Here is a 12,684-nt window from a genome sequence, read left to right as displayed (position 1 = left end):
TATCATGCTTTAAAAAGTGAGATTAACATTCACGCCATAGCTTTTGGTATTGGGGTTATTGAAATAATCATAACCAATTACGTTGCTGGAATCTCCTGTTAAGTTGGTTTCAGGGTCAATACCTGTGTAATCCGTAATCAGGAAGAGGTTCCTCGCTGTAAACCCAATATTTACAGCACTAAACGGCAACTTGCCCAATGCGCTTGCAGGCAGGCTATAGCTCAATGAAATATCCCTCATTCTTATCCACGAACCATCTTCTATGGTAAGCTCAGTCAGGTTTACGAATCCATAGTTTTGATAATAGTTGGTACTGCCATCGGTACCTCCTTTAACCACCTCAATGTTATTTGGAGTTGAAGTAGGAGTGATAGAACCATCAGAGCCAACCTCTCCGAGTACCCCCGGGAAAATAACTCTCTCGTTTCTATCAAGGGTTTCCTCTCCTACACCGAAATTGTTCAACACGCCTTTGGTTCCATTGTATACATCCCCTCCTTCTCTGACATCAAGCAAGAAGCTAAGCGTCAGCCCTTTGTAGCTAAAGGTATTTCTAAACCCAAGCTGGAAGTCAGGGTTCGGATCACCAACAATTCCCTGTGTAGGATCTTCAAATGGCATACCGTTATCAGGGTTAATTACCATTTGTCCATTCTCATCGCGCAAGAAGCGGCTACCAAAGAATATTCCGAAAGGCTCTCCCTCAGCAATGCGCTGTGTGCCGAACGGATCTATGGTGATAAACGGAATTCCCTCGGCCAGTTTTTCAACCTTATTTCTGATACGGGTAAAGTTTACTCCTATATCATATGTAAAAGCATCATTATCAATAATACTCGCGGTAAGTGCAGCTTCTATACCTTTGTTGCTTAATTCGGCTGAGTTTACTGCCCTTTGCTGCCACCCGCTCGCACTAGGGATTGTAATATTTAATATTGCATCCGTGGTAGTAGCGTTAAAATAAGTAAGATCTAAACCAATTTTTCCATCCAGAAACTGTAGATCTGTACCAAACTCTATTGTAGTAGTAGTTTCCGCCTTCAGCTCGCTATTACCCAATAAAGAATTAGGGTTAAATGCGTTTAAGCCCAGGGCCGGGAAGATCACCCCCTGAGGAGTGGTCCATCCATCACGAACTCTTGATTGTACAAAACCATTGTTGGTAACAGCAAACGGAGCATCATTACCCACTTGTCCCCATGAAGCTCTTAGCTTGCCATATGAGAAAAAGGTGCTGTTGATACCAAAGGTCTGCGTAAAATCCCAACCTATACTTGTAGCGGGATAAAAGAAGGAGTTATTCTCTTCAGGAAGTGTGGAAGACCAGTCGTTTCTACCGCTCAGGTTTAAGAAAAACTGATTGTTATAATTCAGGGTAATTGTTCCGAATAGTCCGTAAAGTTCCCTTCTTGTAACACCTTCAGATACATTAACTGAGGTGGCACTGGCTATATTGAAAAAACCTGGTGAGGCAAGTCCCTGCCCGTCAATACGGTTGATATGAATATCTTTATTGTAATAGTTATGACCTATCGTTGCATTAAAATCGAACTTCTCGGAGAACTGTTTCTTAAATGTAACCAGGAAATCGGAGTTAATGTCCTTACTGCGAATAGTCATATTTATAACCTGTCCTACAGGCACGCTGGATGAGTTCACATCATTTCTGAATATTCTGTCATCACCATAGGTGTCTATTCCCAGTCTGTAAGTTACATTAAGCCAGGGAGCTGCATCATATGACAACTGTGTGTAACCAATAATCCTGTTTACCTCATCTGTAGTAAAGTTCTTGTTTACAGTAAAGTATGGGTTATCATAAATACTTCCTCCACGATAGGCCCTCTGGGATCCATCCTCAAAAATGTACCCGGCACTATTATCAAAAGAAGGAGAAGTACGCAAAAGACCGAGCATAACACCGGAGGTGTTAGATCCATTCTGCACCCTCTGACCTCCCGACTGAATATAGTTTGCCGACAAAGTAGCGGTGAAGTTTGTAAAGAGTTCAGCACTTGTTGTTGCCCTGAAGCTGGTTCTGGCAAACTCACTGTTAGGCATAATACCCGTTTGATCCAGTCGTCCGACCGAGAAGAAATAGCTGGTTTTTTCAGTACCTCCGGAAACACTCAGGTCGTGTGTCATATTCGAGCCATCTTCAAAGAAATCTTCGGCATTGTTATAGGACTGGGTCACTCTATTGGTAGCTCTAGGATCACTGGCCGGCACTATTAGTCCGTTAGGATCCCAAACTGAGGGTTCGTTGGCATACCTCAGGCTGGAGATTAACGGGCCCCAGCTCAAGCTTTGCGTAGAGCCTGTCATGGCCGCCTGAAAGGTAGGAACACCCCCCTGTACCGACCCCTGTGCGTAATCAGTTTGTAAATCAGGAAGTTTGTTTACCCTATCAATAGTATAGCCAAACGAATACTTCACTCTGGCAGCAGAGTTTCTGGCACCCTTTTTTGTGGTAATAACCACTGCACCATTGGCGGCACGGATACCATACAGAACTGTTGCAGCCGGACCTTTCAAAACAGTTAATGAGGCCACATCTTCAGGGTTAATGTCAATGGCACGGTTAGAGTTGGTAACACCACCTGATCCCAGGTTAGAGACATCATCTTCGGGAGAATCAAATGTGTTAAATGTCGAGTTATCAATTGGAACCCCATCAATTACGAAGAGTGGGCCATTGCTTCCCTGTACGGATTTGTTTCCCCTGATCCGGATCTGGGCAGCAGCACCCGGAGCCCCGCCAGAGCTTGTGACCTGAACTCCTGCCACTTTTCCACTTAAAGCAGCTACAAAGTTATTCTCACCCGACTTTCTGACATCCTCTGCATCAACATTCTGAATAGAATAGCCAAGTTCACGTTTGTTAGCTTCAATACCAGCAGCCGTTACAACCACTTCACTGAGTTGTGTAATATCTGTAGTAAGAGCCACATCAATAACTGACCGGCCAGATACCTGAACTTCTTCAGTTAAGAATCCGATAAATGAAAACAGTAGCTCTGCCTCATCCGGAACCGTAATTTTATAATTACCTTCATAATCTGTAATCGTTCCGGTTGTAGTACCTTTGACCAGAACGTTTACTCCCGGCAGTGCACTGCCGTCCTCTTCAGAGGTTACTTTACCGGATACTACCCTCTCCTGGGCCCATGCCACAGGTATAGATAGTACCACAGCAAAACACAATAGTAAAATCTTCTTCATACAATATTGGTTTAATTGAGAATAAATGAAAACCACAGACCGGGACAGGCCCGATACTATGTATGATGAAGGTATGAAGGCTTATAATAGCATAAATCACCCATTTTGGCTGAAAAAGCAGACTTATAATGGTTATAAAAATTATAGCTACTTCTCTAAACTGAAGGCTTTTCTTAGATATTTAGAGAACTACAGGAACTTTATCCCTTAAAACGAGGGATAAAAAACACAAAAAAATCCTCCGGTTTTTCAGGACTCTCCCTGATCATCGGGCTTTTTTGCAGCTTTATTTCTATTGGCCAGGTACACCCCAAGGGTGATCAAAACCAGGCCAAGATAATGTCCTGCATAGAGTCTCTCTCCATCCAAAAGCCCCCATAAAACTGCAATGACCGGAATCAGATAAGTCACCGAGCTGGTAAAAATAGGAGAGGTGATTTTCACGAGTTGATTAAATAAAATAAGTGCAACGGCAGTTCCCAATACTCCCAGCAAAACGACCGCACCCAAAGAGAACAAGGCTCCTTCTGCGGTTTGCACTTTCTGCATGAAACCAGTAAACAGGAATAGATAAGATATAGCTATAGGCCCAACTATCATTAAGGATATACTGGTTATGGTTCTGGCTGTAAGGTCTGGTATTTTGAACTTGATCAGGTTAAGATTTGCCCCGTAAAATATAGTAGCAAGCACCACATAAAGACCATATAAATTAAACTCTGAGGTATCTCCTCCTGAGCCGGCAAGAATAAGCGCCACTGTTCCCAAAAAACCGGTAATCAGACCTATGGCAGTTTTGGCGGTAATTTTTTGCGTAAAAAACAATGCGCCGAGGATCATAGTAAAAAGTGGTGTAAGGGCATTAATAATTCCAGCAACAGAGCTGGGAAGGTGAGTTTGCGCTTTGGCAAATAGAAAAGCGGGCAGAAAGCTTCCAAACATACCTACGGAAAACAAGTACAACCAGTGTCTTTTGTGCAGGCTCTTTAGTCTGCTGATGGCAAAAGGTGAAAGGAATAACGATGCGGAAACAATTCGGATCGCCCCTACTTCGCCGGCAGAATAGACATCCAGCCCACGTTTGATTAAAATAAATGAGCTGCCCCAGATCAAGGCAAGTACTAACAGGAGCCCCCAAGCCAGAAGGTTAGGGTTGTTTTCTTCAGTCATTAGATTGCGAGGGTTTCAATAGTAGAACCAGATGTTTCTTCACAAAGGTAAGGGTGCTGATAATGGATAAAAACCCAAAAATTGCTATTACGCGTAGGCTTCTACAAAAGTTTCGCCGATTTCATCTAAAATACTGATTAGTTCTGTATGTGACTCTGACTCCACCAGTCTCGTTCTAAATGGTTTAAAATTAGGAATACCTCTAAAATAGTTGGTATAGTGCCTTCGCATTTCAAAAATGCCTGTAATTTCCCCTTTCCACTCCACAGAAAAATTAAGATGTTTTTTAGCTACCGCTACTCTGTCAGCCATAGCTGGTGCGGGTAATGTAGTACCCGTTTTAAGGTAATGTTTGATCTCATTGAAAATCCATGGATAGCCAATAGCGGCTCGGCCTATCATAATGCCATCAACACCATACTTATTTTTATATTCCAAAGCTTTTTCAGGAGAATCAATATCACCGTTTCCAAAGATAGGAATATGAATATCGGGGTGATTTTTTACTTCGGCAATCTTTGTCCAGTCAGCCTCTCCCTTATACATTTGTTTACGGGTGCGACCGTGAATGGTGAGCGCCTTAATGCCTACATCCTGTAACCGTTTAGCAACCTCTACAATTTTTATTGTGCTGTCGTCCCAGCCCAGCCTTGTCTTTACAGTGACAGGGAGAGAGACCTGCTTAACTATCTCTTCGGTCATTTTTTGCATTTTCGGAATGTCGAGCAGAATGCCTGCACCAGCACCTTTACATGCCACTTTTTTTACAGGACAGCCATAGTTGATATCCACCATCTCCGGCTGTGCTTCCTCGGCAATGGCTGCCGCCTCTCTCATAGACTCTATCTTATCCCCGAAGATCTGAATGCCGATAGGGCGTTCGTAATCGTAAATATCAAGCTTCTGAACGCTCTTTTCTGCATTTCGGATAAGTCCTTCGGAAGAAATAAACTCCGTAAACATAAGGTCTGCACCATTTTCTTTGCATACTGCCCTAAACGGTGGATCACTCACGTCTTCCATGGGGGCAAGTAACAAAGGGAATTCACCTATCTCTACATTTCCTATCTTAACCATTGACCTAATACTTATCTTTACCGAACTGATTTTAAAATAAACTGTAAATTTACGTCAAATGAGCAATACAAAGCAAGCTCTGAAAGGTTATGGTCGAGCTTGCCGTTACTTATTTACTCTTTATTATGGATAAATTCGACAATAATATACATCTGTCAGAAGGCAGAAGTTCCGCAGCTTCTGCAATTTTTATATTTGGTCTGGCATTGCTCGGGGCTATTATTGGGTCTCAATTAGGAATGTTTTTATCTATCCCCTTTTACCCGGGCTCTCTTATGGAGATGGCAGAAGCACTCGCAGACCCTACCGGAGACCCTGCGTTAAGGATTCCATTGTTCATTAGTCAGGGATTCGGCACGTTATTGGGAATGATCATCACACCATTTATATATTTAAAAATCCGAGAAAAAAAGGACTTGAGTATATTTTTCAGTAAGCCTGTGGGTTGGGTACCTATTGGGATGACGTTTGGAATTGTGATGGCTTTTATGATAGTAAACTCATTATTTATTGAGTGGAATGCCAATATTCATTTCCCTGAATTTATGAAGGGGTTTGAGGAATGGGCACGGGAAAAGGAAGATGCACTGGCTAAGATCACCCTGTTTATTACAAAATTTGACGGGCCGCTCGATCTCGCTATTGCTTTCTTCGTTATTGCAATACTCGCTCCTTTGGGCGAAGAGCTGCTGTTTAGAGGATTTATTCAGAACGAACTACATACAGCTACGCGAAACATCCATGTTGCCATTTGGGTATCGGCAATACTTTTTAGTGCCATTCATATGCAGTTCTTTGGTTTCGTCCCCAGGTTGCTATTAGGTGCACTGTTCGGCTATTTGTATTATTGGTCAGGAAATTTATGGGTACCTGTCACGGCTCATTTTATCAACAACGGCTTTACCGTAGTGGTACTTTACCTTCATCAGCAGGGGTTTATAAGCTTTGATATAGAAAATACTGAGTCAGTACCTTTGTCTGCTGCTTTAATATTCACTATTATTACCGTTGGACTATTATACTATTTCAGGAGTTATTTTTTGAGAAAGCAAGTTAAATGAAAGGATGGCAAAAAGTATTTGAAACTGATCAATCCTACCATGCAGAAATAGTGAAGGATGTACTCGAAGATAACAATATCACTCCTGTCCTCATTAATAAAAGAGACTCATCCTTAAATAACTTTGGACAATATGAAGTACATGTAGCGTCTGAGGATGTGTTACGTGCGCTACAAATAATAAAAAATGACATCAATTTTAAATAAGTACAGTAATTTAACACAACGGATCATTGCAGCCTTGGTTGGCGCATTAATTATTATCAGCGGAATATGCTACAGTGAATGGACCTATTTTATCATTTTCATTTCAATTTGCACCGCCACTCAACTGGAATTTTATAAGCTGGTGGGCCTGGACGGAATGCTTCCGTTGAAAACCTTTGGTACATTCTGCGGACTTTGTATTTTCTCTTTATCCTTTTTTATAGAAAGCGGAAGGATTCATTCCAAGTACTATTTCGCCATTTTTCCGGTGGCAACACTGATATACCTGATCTATTTGTATAAGAAAAAAGAGGTTAAGCCCTTCAGGGGAATAGCTTTCACTTTTCTGGGTATATTATATGTTGCAATCCCCTTTTCATTGCTTAACGTGGTAGCTTTCTTTTCCGGTGAATATACATTTGAACTTATCCTGGGCTCTTTGTTGATACTTTGGGCCAATGATACCGGCGCATACTTTGCCGGTGTAAGGTATGGAAAAAGGAAGCTATTTGAGAGGGTCTCACCAAAGAAATCGTGGGAGGGTAGTATTGGAGGCCTGCTTTTGGCCCTGGCAATGGCATACGGACTGCATTATACAACCGATGTACTGATGCCCTGGCAGTGGCTCTGTGTGGGTTTCATCATTATAATAGGAGGCACGTATGGCGACCTTGTAGAATCATTATTTAAAAGAAGCATAGAAATCAAAGACTCAGGCAGATTGATACCGGGGCATGGAGGATTCCTTGATCGTTTTGACGGACTCCTGCTTTCAGCCCCTTTCATTACTACTTTCTTGAAAATCTTTTAAGTATTTGCCACTTTGAATGATATATATTTCTTTAAATTTGCAATCGTTTTAATAACCAAAAAACAAAACATATGGGTTATATAGAGCCTGCACCCCTAAAGGACGAAAAGAATCCTTTTGAAGCAATGATGTCGAGATTTCACATTGCTTCTCAAATACTTGGAATTGACGACGAGGTCTACAACGTTTTAAAATCTCCTGCCAAGCAAGTTATTGTTTCACTGCCTATAACCATGGATGACGGTTCTATCCGCGTATTTGACGGATACAGGGTTATCCATTCAAATATTTTGGGACCCTCAAAAGGTGGAATCCGTTTTGACCCGGGTGTGAACATTGACGAGGTAAAAGCTTTGGCTGCCTGGATGACCTGGAAATGTGCTGTTGTGGATATTCCTTATGGCGGAGCTAAAGGAGGCATTCAGTGTAATCCAAGAGAAATGTCGTCAGGAGAGATTGAGCGTTTGATGAGAGCGTATACCCTATCAATGGTCGAAATCTTCGGACCTGACAGAGATATTCCTGCCCCTGATATGGGAACAGGACCAAGAGAGATGGCATGGTTAATGGATGAGTATTCAAGAACCCAGGGTATGACCATCAACTCTGTAGTAACAGGCAAACCTTTGGTACTTGGCGGATCATTAGGTAGAACAGAAGCCACAGGCAGAGGTGTAATGGTCTCCGCATTAGCGGCTATGGAAAAGCTAAAAATCAACCCTTACAAAGCTACCTGCGCCGTACAAGGCTTTGGAAACGTAGGCTCGTTCGCTGCTCTTTTACTGGCCGAACGCGGTGTAAAGGTGGTAGCCATTAGTGATCTTTCAGGTGCTTACCACAATGAAAATGGTATTGATATTCAGGCTGCCATTGATTATCGAAATGGCAACAATGGAACACTAACCGGCTTCCCCGGTGCAGAAATGATCGGTGGCGATGAAATATTAGGATTAGAAGTTGATGTACTGGTGCCTGCGGCAACTGAGGATGTGATCACCTCACAAAATGTGGAAAACATAAGAGCAAAGCTGATTGTTGAAGGAGCAAACGGACCTACATCCGCAAAAGCTGACAATGTTATCAACGATAAAGGCATTATGGTAGCTCCGGACATCCTTGCCAATGCTGGTGGTGTTACTGTATCGTACTTCGAATGGGTACAAAACCGACTGGGCTATAAGTGGACAGGTGAGCGTGTAAACAGACGTTCTGACAGGATTATGAAAGATGCGTTTGATAATGTATACAATACTTCAAAGGAGTATAACGTATCCATGAGAATTGCAGCTTACATAGTTGCCATAGATAAAGTAGCTAAGACCTACAAATATCGTGGTGGTTATTAATTGTAAATAAAGTTTTTAGCATTGAGCATACATAAAGAAGGACGGGTTTTATTAGTAGTACTGCTGATCATACTGACGATTATCAACGTCATGGTCTATTTTGGTTTTCCTGATCAACCCATTGTTTTCAGGCTGGTTTTAGGAGTAACTATTGTACTCTTTCTGCTCGTCCTTCAGTTTTTCAGAAACCCAAGAATCATTACCCCTGTCAATGACCGGCATGTAGTGGCTCCTGCCGATGGTAAAGTTGTAGTGATTGAAGAAACTACAGAAACGGAATACCTTAAAGATAGGAGGATTCAAATTTCAATATTCATGTCGCCAGTGAACGTACATGTTAATAGAATGCCCGTAAAGGGAGTTGTAGAGTTTTTCAAATACCACGCCGGCAAGTACCTTGTGGCCTGGCACCCCAAATCAAGCACTGAAAACGAAAGGACTACCGTAGTGGTAAAAACCCCTAAAGGAGTATCTATTTTGATGCGACAAATTGCCGGCGCACTGGCCAGACGCATTAAATGGTATGTTAAGGAAGGGGAGGAATTTGAGCAGGGGCAGGAATTCGGTTTTATCAAATTCGGTTCCCGAGTAGACGTTTTCTTACCCCTTACAGCCAAGGTTAAGGTAGATATTGGCCAAAAGACCAAAGGAGGAATGACAGTTTTGGCCGAGCTAGATTAAAGCTTGGCCTCAATTAATTTCATCAATTTCTCCAGGTAGACCTTATCTGTCTCATCAAAATCATTTAGCTTATCACTATCCACATCAAGGATAAGTACCACCTCATTATCTTTAAAAGCTGGTAAAACAATCTCTGATTTTGAATCTGAGCTACAGGCAATATGTCCGGGAAATTCATCTACATTAGGAACAAGTACTGTCTCTGCTTTTTCCCAGGCTGTACCGCATACCCCTTTACCCTTACGTATTCTCGTGCAGGCTATAGGCCCCTGGAAAGGCCCCAACACCAATTCATCATTCTTCACAATATAAAACCCCACCCAAAAAAAGCCCATCCCATACCTCAAGGCTGCAGCTATATTTGAGAGGTTAGCCACCAAATCACTCTCGACAGAAATTAACCCTTCAATCTGTGGTAGCAGAGATTTATACTTTTCCTGTTTATCCGCACTCGTATTTACAATTAATTCTTCAGCCATTTTTTTTAGTTTTTATATATCAGCAATTTATCAGTATCGATCATCTCTTCTGCGACAAGCCCGGAAATGGCCGGTGCTTTAATACCTTCCTTAAATTTGGTTTGGGAAATAAACACTCTTGCCTCGTCCCACATATCTTTTTCGATCAGCAAATTTAATAATTGCGCCCCTCCTTCAACTATTATGGAACGTAAACCATGTTCATAAAGATTTAGAAAAAGAGCCTCAAGAAAATTAGTCTCGGACAGTTTTACGTATTGCAATCGCTTACTTGCCTGACCCGACAGCAAATTATAACAAATGGTAGGCTGCGAACCATCGAATATTTTCAGGTTCTTTGGTAATCTTAAATTTCGGTCTATAACTACCCTGACCGGATTTCTCCCGGACCAATCGCGCACATTTAAACCAGGGTTATCATAATAGGCGGTATTGGTACCGACCATTATACTATCCTCCTCAGCCCTCCATTTATGTACTAGTTTCCTGCTGGTTTCATTGCTAATCCACTTTGAATCATAATTCTTTCGGGCAACAAAGCCATCTTCCGTTTCGGCCCATTTGAGTATAATGTAAGGCCTCTTCTTTTTTAGTCCTGTAAAGAAGCGCTTATTGATTTCCAGACCTTCACGTTCCAATACACCTGTAACCACCTCTATACCGGCCTCTTCAAGTTTTTTAATTCCTTTCCCTCCAACCAGTGGATTGGTATCCATGTTTGAGATGACCACTCTTTTTACCCTATGCCTCACCAGGAGGTCCGAGCACGGAGGTGTTTTTCCGAAATGAGCACAAGGTTCCAGGCTTACATATACAGTACTTTCCGGCAACAAGCTTTTATCTGCCACACTATTGATGGCATTAACCTCAGCATGGGCATCGCCATATTTCATGTGCCATCCCTCTCCTATTACTTTATTATGGTGAACAATTACACACCCTACCAGCGGATTAGGACTAACGCTACCTAAACCCAGAAAGGCCAAATCAAAAGCCCGTTGTATAAAGAGTTCATCGTTATGCATGTGGCGGTTAGATCACTTTATGCTACCCCTGCACAGGACCGGATCAACATAAATATTTTTTTATAGCTAATTAACTAGATTTGTATTAACCTTACAATGTTAACAAACTCACCACTCATTATAAAATCATCATGTCCCGCAATATTCCGGACTCGTCCAAGAAGCTTTTAAAATATATCACAGACGAAATCCAGCTGGAAGAAAGTACCGAAGAGGTTCTTAGTATTGCTTATATGATCATGGAGCATGTTTTTAACCTGGATAAAGCAGAAATTATACTTGACAGATCCATTAATGTGGCTAATTCAAAAGCTAGGGAACTTAATGAATTTATAAAACGGATAAATACTCATGAGCCTGTCCAATATATCATCGGCCAAACGGAATTCTACGGGCGTGAATTTAAGGTGGATAAAGGTGTATTGATACCTCGTGGGGAAACGGAAGAGCTGGTTCACCTGATTATTAATGAGAATCATGGTAAAAGAATCAAGTTGCTGGATATTGGTACCGGAACGGGCTGTATACCGATTACGCTATTAAAGGAGCTGAGAGGCTCCAGGGCCTTTGCTATAGACTATGACCCTCGCGCAATGAAGGTTGCCAGGAAGAATGCAGAACTACATAAAGTACAGATTGAATTCTTACTTATAGATATCTTAAATGAACCTATACCAGTCCAGTCCCTGGATGTTATTGTAAGCAACCCTCCATATGTAACGGAAAGCGATAAGCTACTTATGAAACCTAACGTACTTAAATATGAACCGGCTATGGCGTTATTTGTTGAGGACTCAGACCCACTATTATACTACAGACGAATTGCTGAGCTGGCCAAAAGTACTTTGAAGGAACACGGTATACTCTACTTTGAGATCAATGAACGATTTGGAGAAGATGTTCAGGCACTGCTGGAAATTATGGATTATTCAAAAGTTCAGGTGATCAAAGATTTGCACGGCAAGGATAGAATTGTGAGAGCATCAAATTCAGTCAATGTGCTCTCCTAACCAAAAAGGATGATCAACACTGAATGTAATCATACCCTCTGTCAACAAATTTATCACAAGAATATCTTGCTTCTTATGTTGCCTGATATGTGAATCAGTGTGTATAATAGCATGCTCCTTTTCAGCTAGTATAAAAGTACTGCCCTTTGTCACCCACTTACTAAACTGACCCGTGTGACAGCATATCCATTTATAGTCAGTATCCCAAATGACTATAGTTGGCAAAGCCGTTTCAGCCAACCAGTTTCTTAGAGCTTCAGGTACTTCCCCAATAATGTGAACAGCTTTACAGTCCTGCTCAGCCAGAAAAGATATTCCTTGTCTTATCCAATCCGGATTGTCCTCTTCAACCGAAATAATCTCAACAGGCATCTGAAAGCCTAATATATTCCTGAAGTTATCACGCAATTCTTTCGTGCAAAGTACCGCATCAATTTTAATACCCAGACTTATAATCAGTTCAACGGCCTCCTGAACTACAATTACTTTAGGGCTCCATTCTAAAAGCTGAAGCAATATATCCTCTTTTACCGGATCGATTATAAACACCGCAGGCTCCTGATCTTCTCTAACAAAATGATGTGACGACATAGCTC

13 protein-coding genes are annotated in these 12,684 nt (G+C 41.7%); 7 read left to right on the top strand and 6 right to left on the bottom strand.

Annotated features, from left to right (window positions below; genetic code table 11):
• Positions 1 to 9: 9 nt before the first annotated feature.
• Complete coding sequence (locus tag LVD17_RS10945) at positions 10 to 3,222, bottom strand: SusC/RagA family TonB-linked outer membrane protein (RefSeq protein ID WP_233766736.1); 3,213 nt, start codon at positions 3,220 to 3,222, stop codon at positions 10 to 12.
• A 25-nt stretch (positions 3,223 to 3,247) separates the two neighbouring features.
• Between LVD17_RS10945 and LVD17_RS10940 the strand changes: the two genes are divergently transcribed.
• Entirely contained in the window at positions 3,248 to 3,433 is a 186-nt protein-coding gene (locus LVD17_RS10940; protein ID WP_233766734.1) for a hypothetical protein, read from the top strand.
• A gap of 38 nt (positions 3,434 to 3,471) precedes the next feature.
• On the opposite strand, the gene LVD17_RS10935 is transcribed toward LVD17_RS10940, so the two are convergent.
• Together LVD17_RS10935 and dusB are read right to left on the bottom strand one after the other, a co-directional pair.
• Positions 3,472 to 4,392: a DMT family transporter gene (locus LVD17_RS10935; RefSeq protein WP_233766733.1), complete on the bottom strand. Its 921-nt coding sequence runs from the start codon at positions 4,390 to 4,392 to the stop codon at positions 3,472 to 3,474.
• Between the two features lie 87 nt (positions 4,393 to 4,479).
• Positions 4,480 to 5,469 (bottom strand): tRNA dihydrouridine synthase DusB, encoded by a 990-nt coding sequence (gene dusB, locus LVD17_RS10930; protein ID WP_233766732.1) that lies wholly within the window; start codon positions 5,467 to 5,469, stop codon positions 4,480 to 4,482.
• Between the two features lie 125 nt (positions 5,470 to 5,594).
• Between dusB and LVD17_RS10925 the strand changes: the two genes are divergently transcribed.
• From LVD17_RS10925 to LVD17_RS10905, 5 genes are all read left to right on the top strand, one after another.
• Entirely contained in the window at positions 5,595 to 6,530 is a 936-nt protein-coding gene (locus tag LVD17_RS10925) for a CPBP family intramembrane glutamic endopeptidase (protein WP_233766731.1), read from the top strand.
• A complete protein-coding gene (locus tag LVD17_RS10920) occupies positions 6,527 to 6,736 on the top strand; it encodes a putative signal transducing protein (protein WP_233766730.1) in 210 nt (69 codons plus the stop codon). The genes LVD17_RS10925 and LVD17_RS10920 overlap by 4 nt, the downstream gene beginning before the upstream one ends.
• Positions 6,717 to 7,547 carry a phosphatidate cytidylyltransferase gene (locus LVD17_RS10915; protein ID WP_233766729.1) on the top strand — a complete coding sequence of 277 codons (831 nt, stop codon included), beginning with the start codon at positions 6,717 to 6,719 and terminating at the stop codon, positions 7,545 to 7,547. The genes LVD17_RS10920 and LVD17_RS10915 overlap by 20 nt, the downstream gene beginning before the upstream one ends.
• Positions 7,548 to 7,618: 71 nt before the next feature.
• Complete coding sequence (locus LVD17_RS10910; protein ID WP_233766728.1) at positions 7,619 to 8,893, top strand: Glu/Leu/Phe/Val family dehydrogenase; 1,275 nt, start codon at positions 7,619 to 7,621, stop codon at positions 8,891 to 8,893.
• Positions 8,894 to 8,914: 21 nt separating this feature from the next.
• Complete coding sequence (locus LVD17_RS10905) at positions 8,915 to 9,574, top strand: phosphatidylserine decarboxylase family protein (protein ID WP_233766726.1); 660 nt, start codon at positions 8,915 to 8,917, stop codon at positions 9,572 to 9,574.
• Here LVD17_RS10905 and msrC read toward each other — a convergent pair.
• Positions 9,571 to 10,053: a free L-methionine (R)-S-oxide reductase MsrC gene (gene msrC, locus LVD17_RS10900; protein ID WP_233766724.1), complete on the bottom strand. Its 483-nt coding sequence runs from the start codon at positions 10,051 to 10,053 to the stop codon at positions 9,571 to 9,573. The two genes, LVD17_RS10905 and msrC, sit on opposite strands and share 4 nt — an antisense overlap.
• 5 nt (positions 10,054 to 10,058) lie before the next feature.
• Positions 10,059 to 11,078: a bifunctional diaminohydroxyphosphoribosylaminopyrimidine deaminase/5-amino-6-(5-phosphoribosylamino)uracil reductase RibD gene (gene ribD / locus LVD17_RS10895; RefSeq protein WP_233766722.1), complete on the bottom strand. Its 1,020-nt coding sequence runs from the start codon at positions 11,076 to 11,078 to the stop codon at positions 10,059 to 10,061.
• 131 nt (positions 11,079 to 11,209) lie between these two features.
• On the opposite strand from ribD, the gene prmC reads away from it, so the two are divergent.
• Positions 11,210 to 12,088, top strand: a complete 879-nt coding sequence (prmC, locus tag LVD17_RS10890) for a peptide chain release factor N(5)-glutamine methyltransferase (RefSeq protein WP_233766720.1) — start codon at positions 11,210 to 11,212, stop codon at positions 12,086 to 12,088.
• On the opposite strand, the gene LVD17_RS10885 is transcribed toward prmC, so the two are convergent.
• Complete coding sequence (locus tag LVD17_RS10885; protein WP_233766718.1) at positions 12,068 to 12,679, bottom strand: hypothetical protein; 612 nt, start codon at positions 12,677 to 12,679, stop codon at positions 12,068 to 12,070. The two genes, prmC and LVD17_RS10885, sit on opposite strands and share 21 nt — an antisense overlap.
• Between the last annotated feature and the right edge of the window lie 5 nt (positions 12,680 to 12,684).

The organism is Fulvivirga ulvae (assembly GCF_021389975.1).
Lineage (GTDB): Bacteria > Bacteroidota > Bacteroidia > Cytophagales > Cyclobacteriaceae > Fulvivirga > Fulvivirga ulvae.
The sequence above is the reverse complement of the archived record's forward strand: the minus strand, read 5'-3'. Positions and strand labels throughout refer to the sequence as shown.